Raw genomic sequence first — 20004 nt, 5'->3', positions numbered from 1 at the left:
TCCGCCCGGCGCACCGAGAGCACGCACCAGACGCCGCAGGGCCGCCCTCCGGGCGACGACGGGAGTTTGACGACAGGCCCTAGTGCCGTGACCGGGCCGGGGTCAGGTCGGCAGGATCGCGTGGACGCGGTAGCCGCCGCCGAAGCGCGGGCCGGCGAAGCAGGAGCCGCCCAGGGCGCCCGTCCGTTCGCGCATGCCGAGCAGGCCGTGGCCGCCGTTCGGATCGGACGGCTCCGGCGACGGGTCCGCGCCGTCACCCCCGTCGTCCAGCACGGTCACCTCCACCGAGGCGCCGACCCGCACCACGCTGACCTCGGCCCTGGCTCCCGGGCCCGCGTGCTTGCGCACGTTGGTCAGCGCCTCCTGGATCACCCGGTACGCCGCCAGGTCCACGGCGGAGGGCAGGGCCGCCCGCTCCCGCCCCAGCTCCACGAACACCTCCACCGGCAGCCCGGCGTGCCGGAAGGTGTCCAGCAGCTCGTCCAGTACGGCCAGTCCGGGGGCCGGTTCGGTCGGAGCCTCCGGGTCGCCGGACTGCCGCAGCAGCCCGACCGTGGCGCGCAGTTCGTTCAGCGCGGACCGGCTCGCGTCCCGTACGTGGGCGAGGGCCTCCTTCGCCTGGTCGGGGCGCTTGTCCATGACGTGCGCCGCCACCCCCGCCTGCACGTTGACCAGGGCGATGTGGTGGGCCACCACGTCGTGGAGGTCCCGGGCGATGCGCAGCCGCTCCTCCGCGACCCGCCGCCGCGCCTCCTCCTCCCGGGTCCGTTCGGCCCGTTCGGCCCGCTCCCGGATCGCGTCGACGAAGGCCCGGCGGCTGCGCACCGCGTCCCCGGCGGCCGCGGCCATCCCCGTCCAGGCGAAGATGCCGAGGTTCTCCTGCGCGTACCAGGGCAGCGGTCCGGCCAGCATGGCCACGCCCGTCAGCCCGGCCATGGTGAGCAGGCCGATCCGCCAGGTCGTGGGCCGGTCGGTGCGGGCCGCCACGGTGTACAGGGCGATCACCGTGCACATGGCGACGGGCGCCCTCGGCTCGCCGGTCGTCAGCTCCAGCAGGGACAGCCCGCAGGTGACGGCGAGGACGGCGCGCGGCCGTCGGCGCCGCAGCACCAGGGCCGCCGCGCCGAGGACCATCAGCAGCAGGGAGAACGGATCCGGGGCGCGGGTCCCGAAGGTGGGCCCGTGCGGTCCGTGCGGATCGGCGAAGGACCCGACGACCATGGCCACGAGCGCCCCGAACGCGAGCACCGCGTCGGTGGCCAGCGGATGGGCGCGCATCCACTGGCGGGTGGGGGCGAACGGCCCGAGGTCTGTGCTCACGCGGATACGGTACGGGCTCCCGCGCGCGGCGCGTACGGCTCAGGCGGGCCGCGGGGGAGGGGGCGGCGGAGGCCGTCGCCCGAGGGGGGTCCGGGAGCGGACCGGCCCCCATTTCGCGCGGACCGCGCACAGGGCCATGACGGCGGCGATGGCCGCCAGGTGTTCCTTGCCGGCGAGGTTGTTCTTGAACAGCACCTCGGCGATCATCACCACGATCACCAGGGCCCCGGTGAGGTAGGCCCGGTAGCGCCAGCACACGTAGATGGCCAGGCCCACCACCGCCGCCGAGGGCCCGGTGTCGTTGACGATCCGGTCGGACTCCGGCAGGCCGAGGGGATGGTCGGGGCCCACGGAGAGGCCGATCCGGGCGTACGTGGTCCCGGCGAGGGTGGCGACGTAGCCGATCAGCAGGGTCCGCCACCAGCCGATGCAGATCTCGGAGATCCCGAAGACCAGCAGGATCTGCGCGAGCGCCCCCCACACCGGCAGGTCCAGCGCGGGGACGAACAGCGACAGCGGCGTGCGCAGGAGGGCCAGCCACAGCGGGTCGGCGGCCTTGACCGAGCCGAGGTTCTGGACCGGCTGGAAGCCCCAGGACGTGTTCTGCACGATCTGGAAGGCGGAGGTCAGGCAGACGGCGCCGATCGTCATCGGGACCGCCCGCCACGAGTCGCGGACGAGGGCGTCCCGGACCGTCCGGAACAGGGGGCCCCACTCCCGGCGGGCGAACCGTCGTAGCGGGGCCTTCGTCCGGGTCGTCGTCCGAGCCGTCAACGAATCGTCTCCAGATGTCTGCGGTGCAGCCACTTCGGCAGGCCGGGCGCCTCCAGGAAGCCCTCGGCCCGGCCCGCCGCGATACCGATCCGCAACAGGTCGGAACTCTTCTCGAAGAGCATGAACCGCGGTTCCCAGATGGGCCGGTATTTGGCGTTGGCCCGGTAGAGGGACTCGATCTGCCACCAACGGGAGAAGAAGCTCAGCAGCGAGCGCCACATGCGCAGCACCGGACCCGCTCCGAGCCTCGATCCCCGCTCGAAGACGGAACGGAACATCGCGAAGTTCAGTGAGACCTGTGTGACCCCGATCTCCTTGGAGCGTTCCAGGAGTTCGATGACCATGAACTCCATCAGGCCGTTCTCGGAATCCCGGTCACGGCGCATCAGGTCGAGGGAGAGCCCCTTGGGGCCCCACGGCACGAAGGACAGTACGGCGCGCAGGTCGCCGTTCCCGTCGGTGCACTCCAGCATCACGCACTGGCCGTCGTCAGGATCGCCCAGCCGGCCCAGCGCCATGGAGAAGCCGCGTTCGGTCGCGCCGTCGCGCCAGTCGTCGGCGCGCTCCAGGAGGACGGCCATCTCGTCGGCCGGGATGTCGGCGTGGCGGCGGATCCGGACGGTGTACCCGGCCCGCTTGACGCGGTTGTAGGCCTGGCGGACCGTGCGCATGGCCCGGCCCTCCAGCGTGAACTCGGCGGTTTCCACGATGGCCTCGTCGCCGAGTTCCAGCGCGTCCAGGCCGTGCCGGGCGTAGATCTGCCCGGCCTCCTCGCTCGCGCCCATCACGGCCGGAACCCAGCCGTGCTCGCGGGCCTCCGCCAGCCACGGCTCGATCGCGCCGGGCCAGGCCTCGGGGTCGCCGATGGGGTCGCCGGAGGCGAGCGAGACCCCGCCGACGACCCGGTAGGTGACGGCGGCCTTGCCCGTCGGGGACCAGATGACGGACTTCTCGCGGCGCAGCGCGAAGTAGCCGAGCGAGTCCCGGTCGCCCTGCCGGGCGAGCAGGGCCCGCAGCCGCTCCTCGTCGTCGGCGGTGAGCGGGTCGACGGCGCGGCGCGAACGGAAGGCCGCGAACAGCACCGCGAGGAGCAGCAGCATCGACATCACGTTGACGAAGACGTCCACCCAGGCGGGCGTGGTGATCGCGTTGTACGCCTTGTCGTCGGGCGCCAGGGTGATCAGCCGCATCACGCCGTACCGCCAGCGGGCCAGGAACGTCGCGTCGGCGCGGTCGGCGTCGGTGTTGGTCGCGCCGACGAGCAGGGCGGCGACCAGCGAGGTGACGAGCAGGCCGACGGCGCCCACGGCGGTCGCCAGCTTGGGGTTGGAGCGGTCGCCCTTGGCGTAGAACTCGTGGCGGCCCAGCAGCAGGGCGCCGACGAAGGCCGCGGTCAGGGCGAGCGAGAACCAGTTCTGCGCGTGGTCGCGGAACTCCGGGTAGCAGAAGTCGAGTTCGCCGCCGGTGCAAGGGGCGAAGGCGGCGACCGCGAACGCCAGCAGCAGCATTCCGCTGACGACGAGGTTGAGGATCCAGGCGGCCCGCTTGCGGCGGCCCATCGTCACCGCCAGCAGCAGCGAGAACAGCCCGGAGGCGAAGCCCGCGGTGAGCAGGTACGGGGTGTAGAAGTCGGCGGTGTTGTGCCGGCGCAGGTCCTGCCCGAGCGAAAGCCACACCGCGCTCAGGAAGTTGACGAAGGTGACGGCTCTCAGGTACCAGACCGCGAAGCCCGCGGCACGCCGCGAACGCGTGCTCCCCCTGCGGGTCTCCGGCCTCCCGGCGGGGTCGCCGCCGGTTTCCCTCCTGCCGTTGGAACCCTTGCCGGACGCCTGTGCGGGGCTCCGGTCGGTCTCTGCGCTGGTCAAGCGGACCTCTCCCATGAAAAGCGATGATATGGGGCATCGCTGTCCACGGACGGTCCGGGCGCCGCGGACTGGTCGGGTCCGTGGCGCCCGTCGCCTCACTCCACCGGCTGTTCCACCACCCGCTCCGGGAGGTCCGCCGCGAGCGCGGCAGCCGCCTGGACCAGGGGGAGCGCCAGCAATGCCCCGGTTCCTTCTCCCACAGTGACGCCGTGGTCGAGCACAGGGTTGAGTGCCATCCGGTCCAGTGCCTTCGCCTGGCCCGGTTCGCCGCTGGCCTGGCCCGCCAGCCACCAGTCCGGGGCACGGAACGCCGCCCGCTGGGCCACGAGCCCGCACGCCGCCGAGACGACCCCGTCGAGGATGACGGGCGTACGGCGCACCGCGCACTGGAGGAGGAACCCGGTGATCGCGGCGACGTCCGCGCCGCCGACCGCCGCCAGCAGCGCCACCTGGTCGCCGAGGACCGGCCGGGCCCGGCGCAGCGCGTCGCGGATCGCCGCGCACTTGCGCATCCAGGTCAGGTCGTCGATCGGCACCCCGCCGCGGCCGGTGACCACGGAGGCGTCCGTACCGCAGAGCGCGGCGACGAGGGTGGCGGCCACCGTGGTGCCGCCGACGCTCAGGTCCCCGAGGACGACCAGGTCCGTACCGGAGTCGGCCTCCTCGTCGGCGATGCGGATGCCGAGCTCCAGGGCGGCCCGGGCCTCCTCCGCCGTCAGCGCGTCCTCCCGGTCGATCCGCCCGCTCCCGCGCCGCACGCGGTGGCGCACCACGTCCTCGGGCAGCAGCTCCGGATCGCAGTCCAGGCCCGCGTCCACGATCCGTACGGTGGCACCGAGCCGCCCGGCCAGGATGGACACCGGGCTGTTCCCGTCGAGGACGGAGCGCACCAGCTCGTGGGCGGTGCCCGCGGCCCGCGCGGAGACCCCCTCGGCGGCGATCCCGTGGTCGGCGGCGAACAGCACGACGCGCGGCCGTCCGATCGGCCAGACCGGGACCCGGCCCTGCGCGGCGGCGAGCCACTCGGCGAGGTCGTCGAGCCGGCCCAGCGCGCCGGGCGGCACCGCCAGCCGCTCACGGCGATCCTCGGCGTCACGCCGGACGCCCCCGTCGGGGCGCTCGATCAGATCGGAGAAGTCGTCGAGATTCAGCGTGGTCATCTGCCAGAGCGTACAGCCGGTGAGGCCCTGCCCAAGCCCCCTGGGAGGGGGGCGGCGGGCCCGTCCGCGACGGCTACTCCTTGAGCACCGACACCTGTCCCGCGACCACCAGCAGCACGTGCTCGCACTCCCCGGCCACCGCGTTGTTCAGCCGCCCCAGCTCGTCCCGGAAGCGGCGTCCCGACGCCGTCGCGGGGACCACCCCGGAACCCACCTCGTTGCTCACCAGCACCACCGGGCGGCGCGTCGCGCGGACCGCGGCCACCAGGTCGGCGACCCGCTCGCGCAGCTCCTTCTGCCCGCCCGCCGCCCACACCGCGTCGTCCCAGGCCCCGGCCCGGTCCATGGCGTCGGTCAGCCACAGCGCCAGGCAGTCGATCAGCAGCGCCGGCCCGGCCTCCTCCAGCAGCGGCACCAGCTCGCAGGTCTCCACCGTCCGCCAGCTCGCCGGCCGCCGCTCACGGTGCAGGCCGACCCGCTGCGCCCATTCCGCGTCACCGTCGCGGGTACCGCCCGTGGCGACGTAGACCACCTCCGGGTAGGCCGCCAGCCGCCGCTCCGCCTCGAAGGACTTGCCCGAACGGGCCCCGCCCAGCACCAGCGTCCGGCGCGGCACGTCCGGCACCGCGTGGTACTCGCCGGCCACCACCGTGGTCCCGTCCGGCACCGCCCGCGCCCCGGCCGCCGCGCACCGCCGCTCCAGCTCCCGGCCCGGCGGGGTGTCGTGGTCCAGGTGCACGGCGATCACGTCGGTGGCCGGGCCGACCGCGCCGCTCGCCCGCAGCCGTGCCAGCGCCTCCGGCCGGCCGAGCACGTCCGCGAGGACCATGTCGTACGCGCGCTGCGCCGACGTCCCGTTCGTGCCGGCCGGGGCCCCGCCCGGGGGGAGGTACAGCAGCCGGCTGCCGTCGGGGCCCGTGACCTCGTAGCCGGTGCCCGGCGCGTCCATCGGCACGGCCCGCACCCGGTGCCCGCTGATCACCGACAGCTCCCGCCCGTCCGGGACCCGCCCCGCGGCCGGCAGGCCCGGCGGCAGCTCGACGGCCGGCCCGTCGTGCGGATGGGTCAGGAGGACCTGCCGTACGCCGGCCAGCGAATGCCCGGCGCGGGCACCGGCCAGCACCGCCCCCGGGGTCAGGTCGAGCAGCAGCGCCCCGTCCACGAGTACGGCCGTCGCGGCGCGGGACCGGGTGCCCACGGAGACCGCGCAGGCGGCGCAGGGACAGCCGGGGCGGGGCAGTCCTTCGGGTGTACCGGTGCCGAGCAGAGTGAGTTCCACACGGAGATCCTCCCGCGTCGCCGGGACTGGTGCGCGCCCGGTTACTCTGCGGGCACACTCAAGGTGAGAAGCGGACGAGCAACGGAGGCGGACATGGCGTGGACGTGGCGGTTCGAGACGGCCGAGGGCACCGAGACCGCACCGGCGGTGGTACCGGAGGAGTTCACCACGCAGGGGGACGCGGAGTCCTGGATCGGTGAGTACTGGAAGGACCTGCTGGAAGGCGGCACCGAGCAGGTGAAGCTGTCCGACGACAGCGGCACCGAGCTGTACACGATGAGCCTCCGCGCGGCCCTCGACGCCTGATCCGGCCGGGCCCGCCCCCGGGCCCCGCCGAAGCGGGGTCCGGGGAAGCGGCGTACCGGAAGAAACTGCCTAGCCGCGGACCCCGCACAGGTGCAGGAGCGCCGCCACCGCGCGGTAGGGGTCGGTCCGCCCGGCGCGTTCCTCGGCGGCCAGCAGCCGCTCCAGTTCCTCGTCGCGCGGCAGCTCGTCCCCGGCCTCGGTGCCGTCCGTGAAGACCCGGACCCCGTACCAGGTGTGCAGGGGCGCGCCGATCCCGGACAGCGTCGCCGTCAGCCCGGCCAGCCGGTCGGCCCGTACGTCCAGGCCGAGCCGGTTCCTGTAGTCCACGGTGTCGAAGGCGGCCAGCGCGGCCGTCCAGTCACCGGACTGGCCCGGCCGCATGGCGAGCGCGTCGCCGTTGCGCACGAGCAGGGACAGCAGTCCGCCCGGGGCCAGCATCCGGGCGAGCCCGGCCAGCATGGCGTCGGGTTCGGCCACGTACATCAGGACGCCGTGGCAGAGCACCACGTCGAAGCTGCCCGGCCCGAAGTGGGCTCCGGTCTCACGGCCGTCGCCCTCCAGCAGGGTGACCCGGTCGCGGATCCCGGCGGGTTCCGCGGCCAGCGCGGCCCGGGCGACCTCCAGCATGGCCGGGTCCTGTTCCAGGCCGGTGACCTTGTGCCCGGCGCGGGCGAGGCGCAGCGCCTGGGTGCCCTGGCCCATGCCGACGTCGAGGACGCGCAGCCGCTGCCCGACGGGGAAGCGGTGCGCGATCTGTTCCTCGACCTGCCGGCCCACGAGTTCCTGGCGGACGGCGTTGCGCAGTCCGCCCAGACCCTCCAGCCACAGCCGGGCTCCCCCGGAGAAGCCGTCCCCCGACGCCCCAGATGCTCCGGGCGTCGCTCGGCTCAGGGCCGTTCCCCGCGCTTGACCTGCGGCTTCGGCAGGCGGAGCCGGCGCATCTGGAGGGTGCGCATCAGGCCGTACGCGACGGCGCCGCGGCGGGGCTCGTCCGCGAAGCGCTCGTTCAGCGCCTTGCGGAGACGGAACACCAGGCCGACGGAGTCGACGATGATCAGGGCGATCACACCGAGCCACAGCATCAGGGCGATGTTCTGGATCGACGGCACCCGGACCATGCTCAGCACCAGGATGATCACTGCCAGCGGCAGGAACATCTCGGCGACGGAGAAACGGGAGTCCACGAAGTCGCGGACGAACCGGCGTACCGGGCCCTTGTCACGGGCGGGCAGATAACGCTCGTCACCACTGGCCAGCGCTTCGCGCTGCTTGGCCATCTCTACGCGGCGGCGCTCACGGGCTCGCTTGGCGTCCTCCTTGCGATTGCCGGTCGAGGCCACCACGGCCTTGCGCTGCGACTGGGCCACAGCACGCTTCGGCGTCGGGCGGCCCTTCGGGGCCTGCGGGTCACGGGGCTGCGAGAGGTCGGCGCTCACCTTGTCGGTGGCGGCGGCCTTCTCTTCCTTGGAGGAGCGGCTACCAAACACAAAACCCAAGCCTACGTGGTCGAGGGCACGTGCCCCACCCCGGCGGGGAACGATCCGGCAACGGCGGGCGTCTTCCCAGTAGCGGTTCCCGTGGGCACTCCCGGGAGGCCCCGGAGCGTTTCCGGGGTTCTCGGGGATCACCTACTCCTTACGCCTGACACGGTGCGGGCGTAGTCGTCCTGGAGGAGGAGCGCATCCGTACGCGAACAGTGCGGTAATAGATGCAGGGCCCGTACTGTGGTCCTGTCGGTGACCTTGAGCGAAGTCCGTCAGAAGGGGGCGCGCGAAGCCCATGAGCGGTGTCATGAAGCGTATGGGGATGATCTTCCGCGCGAAGGCGAACAAGGCCCTTGACCGGGCCGAGGACCCGCGCGAGACCCTTGACTACTCGTACCAGAAGCAGCTGGAACTGCTCCAGAAGGTACGCCGCGGGGTAGCCGACGTGGCGACCTCCCGCAAGCGCCTGGAACTGCAGCTGAACCAGCTCCAGGGCCAGTCGGCCAAGCTGGAGGACCAGGGCCGCAAGGCGCTCGCCCTCGGCCGCGAGGACCTGGCCCGCGAGGCCCTGTCCCGCCGCGCCTCGCTCCAGCAGCAGGTCAGCGACCTGGAGGTGCAGCACCAGACCCTCCAGGGCGAGGAGGAGAAGCTGACCCTCGCCGCCCAGCGCCTCCAGGCCAAGGTGGATGCCTTCCGCACGAAGAAGGAGACCATCAAGGCCACGTACACCGCGGCCCAGGCGCAGACCCGGATCGCCGAGTCCTTCTCCGGCATCTCGGAGGAGATGAGCGACGTCGGCCTGGCGATCCAGCGGGCCGAGGACAAGACCGCACAGCTCCAGGCCCGGGCCGGCGCGATCGACGAGCTGCTGGCCTCCGGTGCGCTGGACGACCAGAGCGGGCTGGCGCGCGACGACATCCAGACCGAACTGGACCGCCTCTCCGGCGGCACCGACGTCGAGCTGGAGCTCCAGCGGATGAAGGCCGAACTGGCGGGCGGCCCCTCGGCGCAGCAGCAGGCCATCGAGGGCGGCGCCCCCGGCACCACCCAGCCGTCGCAGACCCAGCACCGGTTCGACAAGCAGTAGGACGGGGCCCGTCATGATTGTCCGCATCATGGGGGAGGGGCAGGTGAGGATGGCCGACGGCCACTTCACCGAGCTCAACAAGCTGGACGACGAACTGCTCGCCGAGATGGAGAGCGGTGACGAGGACGGCTTCCGGCGCACGCTGGGCGCACTGCTCGAAGCCGTGCGGCGGCTCGGCGAGCCGCTCCCGGACGAGGCGCTGGAGCCGTCCGAGCTGATCCTGCCCGGACCCGACGCCACGCTCGACGAGGTCAGGGACATGCTCAGCGACGACGGGCTGATCCCCGGCTGACCTCCTCGCCGGCCGGCCGTACGGGCACCAGGACACCGACGTGCGAAGGGCCCGCCCCCTGACTCAGGGGGCGGGCCCTTCGCGTACGCGCCCGCTCACTCCCGCCGACCGCGTTTCTCGTGCTTCCCCTGCCGCTCCTGCCGCTCCTGTTTCTCCACCGCGGCCCGGTCCGGGTCGGGGGTCCCGCCGATGAAGTTCTCGAAGCGGCGGCGCGGGTGCGCCCAGCGCCGGTCGTGGTGGAAGGCGCGCAGCCCGGCCCTGGCGCGGGCGCGCGGGCGGTTCGCGTAGAACCTCTTCGCGTACGGGGAGCCGGGCCGGGCCAGCCGCACCGCGCCGATCAGGGCGACGAAGGGGACCACCAGGCCGAAGACCGCGGTGCGCGCCTTGCCCTTCCACAGGGCGATCAGGGCCAGGAAGAAGTTGGTGGCGGTGTTCATGACCACCAGCCCGCGGTTCTGCCGTTCGTCGGCGGTCAGCTCGTTCACCCCGAACGGCAGGAACCCGCCCAGGACCAGCGCCACCAGCGCCGCCGTCACCACCACGACCTCGACGCTCTTGCGGCCCTGCTCGCTCCAGTACACGTCGTCGAGGTGCAGGATCAGCGCGAACTCGTCCAGCACCAGGCCCGCACCGAGCCCGAAGAGCACGGCCGAGAGGCCCGCGCCGAACCCGTGCCGGCCGCTGCCGACGGCGCCGAACCCGCCGACGATCACCAGGACCACCCCGGGGACCACGTGGTGGACGTGGATCCCGCCCGGAGTGATGTTCTTGAAGGGGCCCTTCCCGGCGCGGATCATCCGCGTGATCACCCGGGTGACGAGGAACGAGGTCACGAACGCCAGCAGGGCGAGCAGCAGCGGGAGCTTCCCTGGTTCGACGATGTTGCGGTACCACCAGTGACCCATCGCACCAGCTCTCTGTGTGGCGGCTCCCGATTTGGCGCGTATGAGGCAATTTACCGCCCTCCCGGAGCGGGTAGCGTTCCCGCCGATGAAAGATTCGTTCGACGATCCGCCCCCCGTGCCGCCCTCCGAGCGCGCCTCCCTGCCCGACGGGCTCCGCTTCGCGTTCGGCACGCTGACCGTGCTGCCCGCGCGCATCACCCGCTGGGACCGGCCCGCCGCCCGCACCGGCATGGCCTGCGCCCCCCTCGCCGGCCTCGCCGTCGGGCTGCTCGCCGCCGTGCCCGGCGCCCTCATGGTGCTCCTCGACGGCGGGCCGCTGCTCGCCGCCGCGGTCACCGTCGCCGTACCGGCCGCGCTGACCCGCGGGCTGCACCTCGACGGCCTGGCCGACACGGCCGACGGACTGGGCAGCGCCAAGCCCGCCGAGGACGCGCTGCGGATCATGAAGCAGTCCGACATCGGCCCCTTCGGGGTCATCGCCCTGCTGATCGTCCTGCTCGTGCAGGCGGCCGCCCTCGCCGACATCTACGCCGACAGCTGGGTACGGGGCGCCCTCGCCACCGTCGTCGCCGCCGTCACCGCACGGCTCGCGATGACCCTCGCCTCCCGCGAAGGCGTCCCCGCCGCCCGCCCCGAGGGGCTCGGCGCGACGGTCGCGGGCGTCGTCCCGTACCGCGCGGCGGTCGCGGTGACCGTCCTGGTCACGGCGGCGGCGGCCCTCGCCGCCCTGCCGCTGGGCCTGCCCGCCGCCGCCCAGTACGCGGCGGCCGTCCTGGCCGCGCTGGCCGCCGCCGAATTCCTCCTGCGCCGCTGCGTCCACCGCTTCGACGGAGTCACCGGCGACGTCTTCGGCGCCCTCAGCGAAACCGCCGCCACCACCGCCCTCCTCCTCCTGGCCCTGGGCTGACGCCGGCCCCTGGCCCGTGGCCGACGCCGTGTGCCGCGTACCCTCGGGGCGTGGACGAGAGCGTGCAGCAGACGCAGGGCGGGGCTCCCATCAGGGTGCTGCTCGCCGACGACCAGGCGTTGCTGCGCAGCGCGTTCAAGGTGCTCGTCGATTCCGAGCCCGACATGCTGGTCGTCGGGGAGGCCTCCGACGGGGCGCAGGCGTACGCCCTCGCCCGTGAACGGCGGGCCGACGTCGTCCTCATGGACATCCGGATGCCCGGTACCGACGGCCTCGCCGCCACCCGGATGATCAGCGCCGACCCGGAACTCGCCGCGGTCCGCGTCGTCATGCTGACCACCTTCGAGGTCGACGAGTACGTCGCCGCCGCCCTGCGCGCCGGCGCCTCGGGCTTCCTCGGCAAGGGCGCCGAGCCCGACGAGCTCCTCAACGCCATCCGCGTGGCGGCCGCCGGGGAGGCCCTGCTGTCCCCGGCCGCGACCAAGGGGCTCATCGCGAGCTTCCTCGCGCAGGGCGGACACGCCGACGCCCCCGCCGCCGGCTCGGCCCACGCCGAACGGCTCGCCGCGCTGACCGGCCGCGAGCGCGAGGTCCTCGTCCACGTGGCCGGGGGCCTCTCCAACGACGGGATCGCCGCCCGCCTGGAGGTCAGCCCGCTGACCGTCAAGACCCACGTCAACCGGGCCATGGCCAAGCTCGGCGCGCGGGACCGGGCGCAATTGGTGGTCATCGCGTACGAATCGGGCCTGGTGCGGCCGCGCGCCGAGTGACCGGCCGGAGCGTGCGGCGCTCGCCGCAGTAGGAGGGACTACTGCGGACGCGGTATGCCGCAGATAAGGACGGGACCTGCGAGCGACGCGATCGGCCCCCGGCGTACGAAAGGCTGGGGTTCCCTCGCGCCTGCCTGACGGCATGAGTACGTACACGTCACTGCAGAGAGATCCCATCCATGTCCTGGCTGTCCCGCTTCAGCCTTTCGCAGAGAGCACTGGTCGGCCTCGTGTCGATCGTCGCGCTGCTCTTCGGCGCCATAGCCATCCCGCAGCTCAAGCAACAGCTGCTGCCCTCCATCGAACTGCCCATGGTGTCCGTGCTCGCGCCGTACCAGGGCGCGTCGCCCGACGTCGTGGAGAAGCAGGTCGTCGAGCCGATCGAGGCCACCCTCAAGGGCGTCGACGGCATCACCGGCATCACCTCCACCGCGAGCGAGGGCAACGCCCTCGTCATGGCCACCTTCGACTACGGCGACAGCGGCACCAAGCAGCTCGTCGCCGACGTCCAGCAGGCCGTCAACCGGGCCCGCGTCCGGCTGCCCGCCGAGGTCGACCCGCAGGTGGTGGCCGGCTCCACCGACGACATCCCGACCGTCATCCTCGCCGTCACCTCCGACAAGGACCAGCAGGCCCTCGCCGACCAGCTGGAGCGTTCCGTCGTCCCCGTCCTGGAGGACATCGACGGCGTCGGCCAGGTCAGCATCGACGGGGTCCGGGACCTCCAGGTCACCGTCACCCCCGACAACGCCAAGCTCGCGGCCGCCGGCCTCGACGGCGGCTCCCTCGCCAAGGGCCTCCAGGCGGGCGGCGCGACCGTCCCGGCCGGCTCCTTCGACGAGGAGGGCAAGAACCGCACCGTCCGCGTCGGCGCCGGCTACACCTCGCTCGCCCAGGTCGAGGACCTGCGCCTGAGCCCCGGCCCCGGCAAGCCCGCCGTCCGCCTCGGTGACGTCGCCGCCGTCAAGCAGGAGCCGGCCAGGGCCGACTCCATCACGCGCACCAACGGCAAGCCCAGCCTCGCCGTCGTCCTGACCATGGACAAGGACGGCAGCGCCGTCGCCATCTCGGACGCCGTCAAGGACAAGCTTCCCGAGCTGCGCTCCGCCCTCGGCTCCGGCGCGGCCCTGACCGTGGTCAGCGACCAGGGCCCGGCCGTCGCCAAGTCGATCTCCAGCCTCACCACCGAGGGCCTCCTCGGCCTGGTCTTCGCGGTGATCGTGATCCTGGTCTTCCTCGCGTCGCTCCGCTCGACGTTGGTGACCGCGGTCTCCATCCCGCTGTCCGTGGTCCTCGCCCTCATCGTGCTGTGGACCCGCGACCTGTCGCTCAACATGCTGACGCTGGGCGCGCTCACCATCGCCATCGGCCGCGTCGTCGACGACTCGATCGTGGTCCTGGAGAACATCAAGCGCCACCTCGGCTACGGCGAGGAGCGCGAGGCGGCGATCCTCACCGCGGTCAAGGAGGTGGCCGGCGCGGTCACCTCCTCCACGCTCACCACCGTCGCCGTCTTCCTGCCGATCGGCCTGACCGGCGGCATGATCGGCGAGCTCTTCGGCTCGTTCTCCCTCACCGTCACCGCCGCCCTGCTGGCCTCGCTGCTCGTGTCGCTGACGGTCGTCCCGGTGCTCTCGTACTGGTTCCTGAGCGCGCCCAAGGGCGTGACCGCCGGGGACGCCGAGAGCGCCGCCGAGGCCCGCCGCGCGGCCGAGGAGAAGGAGGCGCGCAGCCGCCTCCAGCGGTTCTACGTACGGGTCCTGGGCTTCGCCACCCGGCGCCGCCTGACCAGTGTGGCCATCGCGGTGGTCGTCCTGATCGGCACGTTCGGGATGACCCCGCTGCTGAAGACCAACTTCTTCGACCAGGGCGAGCAGGACGTCCTGACGGTCAAGCAGGAGCTGGCCCCCGGCACCTCGCTGTCCGCCGCCGACGAGTCCAGCCGCAAGATCGAGAAGGTGCTCTCCTCCGTCGAGGGGATCAAGAGCTACCAGGTCACCGTCGGCTCCTCCGGCTTCATGGCCGCCTTCGGCGGCGGTACGGGCTCCAACCAGGCCTCCTACCAGGTGATGCTGAAGGACTCCGGTGACGGGGAGGCCGTGAAGAAGCGCATCGAGGGCGAGCTGGCGAAGCTCGACGGCATCGGCGACACCCGTATCGCGGCCGGCGACGGCTTCGGCAGCCAGAACCTCAGCGTGGTCGTCAAGGCCGGCGACGCCGGCACGCTCGCGAAGGCCGCCGAGCAGGTCCGCGCCGAGGTGGCCACCCTCAAGGACGTCGCCGACGTCCAGAGCGACCTGGCCCAGTCGGTGCCCCGCATCTCCGTCACCGCCACCCCCAAGGCCGCCGAGGCGGGCCTGGACCAGGCCGCGCTCGGCGCCGTCGTCGCGCAGGCCGTCCGGGGCAACCCGGTCGGCAAGGCCGTACTGGACGACACCGAGCGGGACGTCGTCATCAGGTCCGCCCAGCCGGCCACCACCCTGGCCGAGCTCCAGGCCCTGCCCGTCGGCCCGCTCAAGCTCGGCGACATCGCCGAGGTCAAGGTGGTCCCCGGCCCCGTCGCGATGACCCGGATCGACGGCGCCCGCGCCGCCACCATCACCGCCCGGCCCGTCGGCGAGAACACCGGCGCCGTCAGCACCACCCTCCAGACGAAGATCAAGGCGCTGGACCTGCCCGAGGGGGCGTCGGCCTCCATCGGCGGCGTCTCCGAGGACCAGGACGAGGCCTTCGGCTCGCTGGGCCTGGCCATGCTCGCGGCCATCGCGATCGTCTTCATGCTGCTGGTCGCGACGTTCCGCTCGCTGGTCCAGCCGCTGATCCTGCTGGTCTCCATCCCGTTCGCGGCCACCGGCGCGCTCGGCCTGCTGATCGTCACCGGCACCCCCATGGGCGTCCCCGCGATGATCGGCATGCTGATGCTCATCGGCATCGTGGTGACCAACGCGATCGTCCTGATCGACCTGGTCAACCAGTACCGCGCGCAGGGCCTCGGCGTCGTCGAGGCGGTCGTCGAGGGCGGCCGCCACCGGCTCCGCCCGATCCTGATGACCGCCCTGGCGACGATCTTCGCGCTGCTCCCGATGGCGCTCGGCGTCACCGGCGAGGGCGGCTTCATCTCGCAGCCGCTCGCGGTCGTGGTCATCGGCGGCCTGGTCAGTTCCACCCTGCTGACCCTGCTGCTGGTGCCGACCCTCTACACGATGGTGGAGCTCCGCAAGGAGCGCCGCCGCGCGAAGAAGGCGGCCCGCCTGAAGCCCGTCCCGTCCCCGGCCGAAGCGGAACCCCCGGTCAAGGTCTGACCGGGCCGGCCCCCAAGGCCCCGGACACCGCCGCGCGCTGGTGTCCGGGGCCTTGCCCGTACCCTCCCGGAGCTCACCCGTACCGGTGGTAGCAACCGCCCGCGTGCTTCCCGGGGACGTCCCTGCGGAACTCGAAGTAGCTCCCCGGCTCGTTCAAGATCGTCTTGATGTCCTCGGAGCGCAGCGCCAGGCAGAACGGCCGCACGATCGGGTCGCGGGTGCTCGCCCTGAGCAAGGTCAGGGTTCCGGTGTAGCGGCCCGGGGTGAGGTTCCAGTTGTGCGTTTTGAACTGGAGGATCTGCTGCTGGGGCGTGGTCTGGGTGACGTTGAACGGCACGGGATCGGAGGCGAATTCCCACCAGACCGAGCCCCCGCCCTGATTCGGCTCGCTCGGGATCACCGACCACTTCACGTTCTCCCGCCAGTAGAAGTCGGGCGCGGTACCCGTCCCGGCCTCCGGCTTGAGCTCCAGCCGGACGTCGGTGATCATCTCCACGTCGCTGGTGTCGTACCGGGTGGACACGGTCGGCTGCAGCATGACGGACGTCCCGCTCTCGTCCCGGTCCAGCTTCAGGGTCACGGGCAGGGCGAGGTCCGTCTGCGGGGTTTCCTGCAACTGCGAGAAGTTGTAGCCCGAGAACGCCAGGGCGGCCACCGAGGCGATGCTCGCGACCCAGGTGTGCCCCGTGCGGAGCTGCTGCCTCACGAGATCGCCCATGGGTCCCAGGGTGCGCTCGGGCGACGCCCGCCGCCCGCCCGCTTGGGCCGCCCGGTGGAAGGGAACGCCGAAGGGGCGCCCGGCGGGTGCCGGGCGCCCCTTCGGCGCGTCGTACGGGCCCCTACGGGAGGGCGAGCATCCGCTCCAGCGCGAGCTTCGCGAAGCTCTCCGTCTCCTTGTCGACCTGGATCCGGTTCACGAGGTTGCCCTCGGCCAGGGACTCCAGTGTCCACACCAGGTGGGGGAGGTCGATGCGGTTCATCGTCGAGCAGAAACAGACCGTCTTGTCGAGGAAGACGACTTCCTTGTCCTCGGCGGCGAATCGATTCGCCAGGCGGCGGACCAGGTTCAGCTCGGTGCCGATGGCCCACTTGGAGCCGGCCGGGGCCGCCTCCAGCGCCTTGATGATGTACTCCGTCGAACCGACGTAGTCCGCGGCCGCCACGACCTCGTGCTTGCACTCGGGGTGCACCAGCACGTTGACGCCGGGGATCCGCGCGCGCACGTCGTTGACCGAGTCCACCGAGAACCGGCCGTGGACCGAGCAGTGGCCGCGCCACAGGATCATCTTGGCGTTCCGCAGCTGCTCGACGGTCAGGCCGCCGTTCGGCTTGTGCGGGTTGTAGAGCACGCAGTCGTCCAGGGACATGCCCATGTCGCGGACGGCGGTGTTGCGGCCCAGGTGCTGGTCGGGCAGGAAGAGGATCTTCTCGCCCTGCTCGAACGCCCAGTCCAGGGCCCTCTTCGCGTTGGACGAGGTGCAGATCGTGCCGCCGTGCTTGCCGGTGAAGGCCTTGATGTCGGCGGAGGAGTTCATGTACGAGACCGGGACGGTGACATCGGCGATGCCCGCCTCCGTCAGGACGTCCCAGCACTCCGCGACCTGCTCGGCGGTGGCCATGTCGGCCATCGAGCAGCCGGCCGCGAGGTCGGGCAGGACGACCTTCTGGTCGTCGCCGGTCAGGATGTCCGCGGACTCGGCCATGAAGTGGACGCCGCAGAAGACGATGTACTCGGCCTCCGGCTTGGCGGCGGCGTCCTTGGCCAGCTTGAACGAGTCACCGGTGACGTCGGCGAACTCGATGACCTCGTCACGCTGGTAGTGGTGGCCGAGGATGAACACCTTGTCCCCGAGCTTCTCCTTGGCCGCGCGGGCGCGCGCCACGAGGTTCGGGTCCGACGGGGAGGGCAGGTCGCCGGGGCACTCCACCCCGCGCTCGCTCTTGGGGTCGGCCTCGCGGCCGAGCAGCAGCAGGGCAAGGGGCGTCGGCTGGACGTCCAAGGGCTGGGCGGTGGTCACGACACGCACCCTTTCTGTTCTGCGACTAGGAACTTCTGAAGACATCGCCAGACGACAGCGCTACCACTTCTCGTCTATTTGACGCTATCTATCATAGCCGCTTCACGTCACTTTGACGATGCCGATAGTGTCGATGTGACGCATTCGCCCGTCCGGGGGCGGCCCCCGGACGGGCTCCCGGGCCGGTCCGCTTCGCCGGGCCCACCCCCACGCGCGGGTGTGCGAGCATGAATGTCTGAAACAAGGAGCGGGACCCGGAATGAATCCGCGGTCGCGCTGGTTGCCACCGACGGCAAGAGTCCGACGTTTCCCCAGCCTCCGGCGGGGAGCCGCCCACTTCGGGAGTGAATGCAGATGTCCGTACAGGACGACAAGACCACTGTGAGCGACGGCATCCTCCTGTCCGACGCCGCCGCCGAGAAGGTCAGGACCCTGCTGGAGCAGGAGGGCCGCGAGGACCTGGCGCTGCGCGTCGCCGTCCAGCCCGGTGGCTGCTCCGGCCTGCGCTACCAGCTCTTCTTCGACGAGCGCTCCCTCGACGGTGACGTCGTCAAGGACTTCGACGGCGTCAAGGTCGTCACCGACCGCATGAGCTCGCCGTACCTGCACGGTGCCTCGATCGACTTCGTCGACACCATCGAGAAGCAGGGCTTCACGATCGACAACCCGAACGCCACCGGCTCCTGCGCCTGCGGCGACTCGTTCAGCTAGTCCTGCCGAGCCGTACGGCTCAACCAGTACGGCGGCGATCCAGTACAGCGCCGTCCAGTACAGCGTCGTCCAGTACAGCGGCGAGGGCCCGGGCCCCGGTCGAATCCGACCGGGGCCCGGGCCCTCGTGCGTTCCCCGGCGGCCGCTACTGGCGGGGGAGCGGCTTCCCCGTCGTCGCGTCGACCACCTTCCGGTCCCCGAGCGGCTCCTTCAGCGTCACCGTCTGCGCCATCTCCTGCGCGACCATGATGCAGGCCTGACCGGGCTTGTTCGGAGTGTCGGTGATCTTCACCAGGACGGACGGGCCCTCCTCCCGCGCCTCCACGGCGTAGCTGCTGCACACCCCGCCCCAGAAGTTCACGGTCAGCTTCCGGTCGGCCTCGGCGTACGAGAACCCGGGCACGGTACGGCCCTGCGGAGGCACCGGGGTTCCCCCGCCGCCCTCGGCCGCGGCCGGCTCCACCACGGTGTGGCCCGCTCCGCCGGACTTTCCGGCCACCTCGAACAGCCAGGCCGGCACCAGGCCCCGCCCGCCGTCGACCGTACCCGGCGCCAAGCCGAGCACGGCTCCCCGTACGGACTCCGTCCGCGGCGGCTTCATCGGACGCGGCTCCGGGTTGCACGGCACGGTGTCCGTGGCCCCCGTCGGCGTGTCCGGGGTCAGCGGGACGGAGGTCGCGCAGCCGCTCGGGCCCGGACCGGTACCGTCACCGGTGTTCCGGGCGTTCAGCCGGGCCAGCGCCTCGACCGCCCCGACCACGGGCTGCTCCCCGGACCGGACCGGGGCCTTCAGCTCACCGCTGCCGGCCACCACCTTGGAGTCCGCCCCCACGCTCACCTTGCTGGACCAGCCCTGGGTCGGCAGCCCGCCCACCACCGGGTCGGCGCTCACCACCCGCACCGAACCCTGCACGAGCCGGGCGTCGACGCGGGCGTCACCCTGGCCCGCCGCCGCGAGCACCGGGGCCGCCGCGGCCTTCGCCGCCTCCTCCGACACCGGCTTGCCGCCCGAGTCGGTCCGTGCGGCCGGAGCGTCCGCGCCGCCCTGCGGCAGGGTCGCCGGACCGCAGGTGTCCTTGCCCCGCACGCAGTCGTCGCCGACGCCGTTGCCCGTACCGTCGCCCTGCCCCGGGACGCCCTGGAAGCGCGAGAAGCTCCAGGTGCCGGGTGCCTTGCGGGTGACCGTCAGCCGGGGCCCCGAGCCGTCGGCGGACTCGCCCGCCTGCCAGACGTCGCCGCTCAGCCGGGGCGCGCCGTCGATCCCGAGGGCCTTCGCGAGCCGCGCCACCTCGTCGGAGGTGATCTCGCCGGACGCCGCGAACGAGGGCGCGGTCGCCGGGGCTTCCGGCAGCGGTACGTCGGCCTTGTAGGTCACCCCGGACCCGGACGGGTCCGGCTCTCCGGGGGCGATGCCGTTCGGCGCGGAGGGCGGGGCCGAGGGCGTCGCCGCGTCGCGTGGCGCGGAGGCCGCCCTGTCACCCGTACGGCCGCCGCCACCCGTACCGTCCCCGTGGGCCGTCGAGGCCCAGTAGGCCGTGCCACCGCCGGCCAGCAGGACGGCGGCCGCGATCGAGCCGATGGCCCAGGACGGCCGCCGTCGTGTGGCGCGTGATGTGTCGGGTTGTTCGCTGGTCACCGATTCGCTCCTTCGCCTGTCCCGCCGTACGTGATGCGGGTGTGACGTGGCAGCGGCGGAACCGGTTCCCCCGGGTCTCCTGGTCCCTTGGTCCCCTAGGGCCTGTCGTCAAACTCCCGTCGTCGCCCGGAGGGCGGCCCTGCGGCGTCTGGTGCGTGCTCTCGGTGCGCCGGGCGGAAGCCCGCGTA

18 protein-coding genes are annotated in these 20004 nt (G+C 72.6%); 7 read left to right on the top strand and 11 right to left on the bottom strand.

Annotation, left to right across the window (positions count from 1 at the left end; all coding sequences use genetic code 11):
- Window positions 1-102: 102 nt before the first annotated feature.
- The 5 genes from ABZZ17_RS38220 to ABZZ17_RS38200 all read right to left on the bottom strand — a co-directional run bounded on the left by ABZZ17_RS38220 (window position 103) and on the right by ABZZ17_RS38200 (window position 6398).
- On the bottom strand, window positions 103-1278 hold the full coding sequence (locus tag ABZZ17_RS38220) for a histidine kinase (RefSeq protein ID WP_356883694.1): 1176 nt from the start codon (window positions 1276-1278) through the stop codon (window positions 103-105).
- Between the two features lie 81 nt (window positions 1279-1359).
- Complete coding sequence (locus tag ABZZ17_RS38215) at window positions 1360-2094, bottom strand: hypothetical protein (RefSeq protein ID WP_356883692.1); 735 nt, start codon at window positions 2092-2094, stop codon at window positions 1360-1362.
- Window positions 2091-3974 carry a phosphatidylglycerol lysyltransferase domain-containing protein gene (locus ABZZ17_RS38210; RefSeq protein WP_356883690.1) on the bottom strand — a complete coding sequence of 628 codons (1884 nt, stop codon included), beginning with the start codon at window positions 3972-3974 and terminating at the stop codon, window positions 2091-2093. The genes ABZZ17_RS38215 and ABZZ17_RS38210 overlap by 4 nt, the downstream gene beginning before the upstream one ends.
- Before the next feature lie 80 nt (window positions 3975-4054).
- Window positions 4055-5119, bottom strand: coding sequence for a nicotinate-nucleotide--dimethylbenzimidazole phosphoribosyltransferase (cobT, locus tag ABZZ17_RS38205; protein ID WP_356883688.1), 1065 nt, complete (start codon window positions 5117-5119; stop codon window positions 4055-4057).
- A gap of 73 nt (window positions 5120-5192) precedes the next feature.
- A complete protein-coding gene (locus ABZZ17_RS38200; RefSeq protein WP_356883686.1) occupies window positions 5193-6398 on the bottom strand; it encodes a bifunctional adenosylcobinamide kinase/adenosylcobinamide-phosphate guanylyltransferase in 1206 nt (401 codons plus the stop codon).
- A gap of 93 nt (window positions 6399-6491) precedes the next feature.
- Here ABZZ17_RS38200 and ABZZ17_RS38195 point away from each other — a divergent pair, with 93 nt between their 5' ends.
- Window positions 6492-6704, top strand: a complete 213-nt coding sequence (locus tag ABZZ17_RS38195; protein WP_356883684.1) for a hypothetical protein — start codon at window positions 6492-6494, stop codon at window positions 6702-6704.
- 69 nt (window positions 6705-6773) lie between these two features.
- Here the strand turns inward: ABZZ17_RS38195 and ABZZ17_RS38190 are convergent, their stop codons facing one another.
- Together ABZZ17_RS38190 and ABZZ17_RS38185 are read right to left on the bottom strand one after the other, a co-directional pair.
- The gene (locus tag ABZZ17_RS38190) at window positions 6774-7481 is read right to left on the bottom strand and encodes a methyltransferase domain-containing protein (RefSeq protein WP_356883682.1); all 708 of its coding nucleotides are present in this window, start codon (window positions 7479-7481) and stop codon (window positions 6774-6776) included.
- Window positions 7482-7591: 110 nt separating this feature from the next.
- Entirely contained in the window at window positions 7592-8200 is a 609-nt protein-coding gene (locus ABZZ17_RS38185) for a DUF3043 domain-containing protein (RefSeq protein ID WP_356883680.1), read from the bottom strand.
- A 283-nt stretch (window positions 8201-8483) separates the two neighbouring features.
- Here ABZZ17_RS38185 and ABZZ17_RS38180 point away from each other — a divergent pair, with 283 nt between their 5' ends.
- Together ABZZ17_RS38180 and ABZZ17_RS38175 are read left to right on the top strand one after the other, a co-directional pair.
- Window positions 8484-9275 (top strand): PspA/IM30 family protein, encoded by a 792-nt coding sequence (locus ABZZ17_RS38180; protein ID WP_356883678.1) that lies wholly within the window; start codon window positions 8484-8486, stop codon window positions 9273-9275.
- A 13-nt stretch (window positions 9276-9288) separates the two neighbouring features.
- Complete coding sequence (locus ABZZ17_RS38175) at window positions 9289-9567, top strand: hypothetical protein (RefSeq protein ID WP_356883676.1); 279 nt, start codon at window positions 9289-9291, stop codon at window positions 9565-9567.
- Between the two features lie 95 nt (window positions 9568-9662).
- Here the strand turns inward: ABZZ17_RS38175 and ABZZ17_RS38170 are convergent, their stop codons facing one another.
- Entirely contained in the window at window positions 9663-10472 is an 810-nt protein-coding gene (locus tag ABZZ17_RS38170; RefSeq protein WP_356883674.1) for a hypothetical protein, read from the bottom strand.
- An 85-nt stretch (window positions 10473-10557) separates the two neighbouring features.
- Between ABZZ17_RS38170 and ABZZ17_RS38165 the strand changes: the two genes are divergently transcribed.
- The 3 genes from ABZZ17_RS38165 to ABZZ17_RS38155 all read left to right on the top strand — a co-directional run bounded on the left by ABZZ17_RS38165 (window position 10558) and on the right by ABZZ17_RS38155 (window position 15451).
- On the top strand, window positions 10558-11379 hold the full coding sequence (locus ABZZ17_RS38165) for an adenosylcobinamide-GDP ribazoletransferase (protein WP_356883672.1): 822 nt from the start codon (window positions 10558-10560) through the stop codon (window positions 11377-11379).
- Window positions 11380-11429: 50 nt separating this feature from the next.
- Window positions 11430-12149 (top strand): response regulator transcription factor, encoded by a 720-nt coding sequence (locus ABZZ17_RS38160; RefSeq protein ID WP_356883670.1) that lies wholly within the window; start codon window positions 11430-11432, stop codon window positions 12147-12149.
- 179 nt (window positions 12150-12328) lie between these two features.
- Window positions 12329-15451 (top strand): efflux RND transporter permease subunit, encoded by a 3123-nt coding sequence (locus ABZZ17_RS38155; protein WP_356883668.1) that lies wholly within the window; start codon window positions 12329-12331, stop codon window positions 15449-15451.
- Window positions 15452-15524: 73 nt separating this feature from the next.
- Here the strand turns inward: ABZZ17_RS38155 and ABZZ17_RS38150 are convergent, their stop codons facing one another.
- Both ABZZ17_RS38150 and nadA read right to left on the bottom strand, forming a co-directional pair.
- Window positions 15525-16169, bottom strand: coding sequence for a hypothetical protein (locus ABZZ17_RS38150; protein WP_356883666.1), 645 nt, complete (start codon window positions 16167-16169; stop codon window positions 15525-15527).
- A gap of 121 nt (window positions 16170-16290) precedes the next feature.
- Window positions 16291-17478, bottom strand: a complete 1188-nt coding sequence (gene nadA / locus ABZZ17_RS38145) for a quinolinate synthase NadA (protein ID WP_356883664.1) — start codon at window positions 17476-17478, stop codon at window positions 16291-16293.
- 345 nt (window positions 17479-17823) lie between these two features.
- On the opposite strand from nadA, the gene erpA reads away from it, so the two are divergent.
- The gene (erpA, locus tag ABZZ17_RS38140; RefSeq protein WP_008738845.1) at window positions 17824-18180 is read left to right on the top strand and encodes an iron-sulfur cluster insertion protein ErpA; all 357 of its coding nucleotides are present in this window, start codon (window positions 17824-17826) and stop codon (window positions 18178-18180) included.
- A gap of 145 nt (window positions 18181-18325) precedes the next feature.
- Here erpA and ABZZ17_RS38135 read toward each other — a convergent pair whose 3' ends face one another.
- Window positions 18326-19816: a hypothetical protein gene (locus tag ABZZ17_RS38135; protein ID WP_356883662.1), complete on the bottom strand. Its 1491-nt coding sequence runs from the start codon at window positions 19814-19816 to the stop codon at window positions 18326-18328.
- Window positions 19817-20004 lie beyond the last annotated feature (188 nt).

Source organism: Streptomyces sp. NPDC006512, from assembly GCF_040611935.1.
Lineage (GTDB): Bacteria > Actinomycetota > Actinomycetes > Streptomycetales > Streptomycetaceae > Streptomyces.
Note: the sequence above shows the minus strand (reverse complement) of the source record. Positions and strands in the feature narration are given on the sequence as shown.

What these genes read in the sequence shown, in the direction of transcription:
- ABZZ17_RS38220 (WP_356883694.1), bottom strand. Translation starts at nt 1,278, where the DNA reads ATGCGCGCCCATCCGCTGGCCACCGACGCGGTGCTCGCGTTCGGGGCG.
- ABZZ17_RS38210 (WP_356883690.1), bottom strand. Translation starts at nt 3,974, where the DNA reads ATGGGAGAGGTCCGCTTGACCAGCGCAGAGACCGACCGGAGCCCCGCA.
- cobT (WP_356883688.1), bottom strand. Translation starts at nt 5,119, where the DNA reads ATGACCACGCTGAATCTCGACGACTTCTCCGATCTGATCGAGCGCCCC.
- ABZZ17_RS38195 (WP_356883684.1), top strand. Translation starts at nt 6,492, where the DNA reads ATGGCGTGGACGTGGCGGTTCGAGACGGCCGAGGGCACCGAGACCGCA.
- ABZZ17_RS38180 (WP_356883678.1), top strand. Translation starts at nt 8,484, where the DNA reads ATGAGCGGTGTCATGAAGCGTATGGGGATGATCTTCCGCGCGAAGGCG.
- ABZZ17_RS38175 (WP_356883676.1), top strand. Translation starts at nt 9,289, where the DNA reads ATGATTGTCCGCATCATGGGGGAGGGGCAGGTGAGGATGGCCGACGGC.
- ABZZ17_RS38170 (WP_356883674.1), bottom strand. Translation starts at nt 10,472, where the DNA reads ATGGGTCACTGGTGGTACCGCAACATCGTCGAACCAGGGAAGCTCCCG.
- ABZZ17_RS38165 (WP_356883672.1), top strand. Translation starts at nt 10,558, where the DNA reads ATGAAAGATTCGTTCGACGATCCGCCCCCCGTGCCGCCCTCCGAGCGC.
- ABZZ17_RS38155 (WP_356883668.1), top strand. Translation starts at nt 12,329, where the DNA reads ATGTCCTGGCTGTCCCGCTTCAGCCTTTCGCAGAGAGCACTGGTCGGC.
- ABZZ17_RS38150 (WP_356883666.1), bottom strand. Translation starts at nt 16,169, where the DNA reads ATGGGCGATCTCGTGAGGCAGCAGCTCCGCACGGGGCACACCTGGGTC.
- erpA (WP_008738845.1), top strand. Translation starts at nt 17,824, where the DNA reads ATGTCCGTACAGGACGACAAGACCACTGTGAGCGACGGCATCCTCCTG.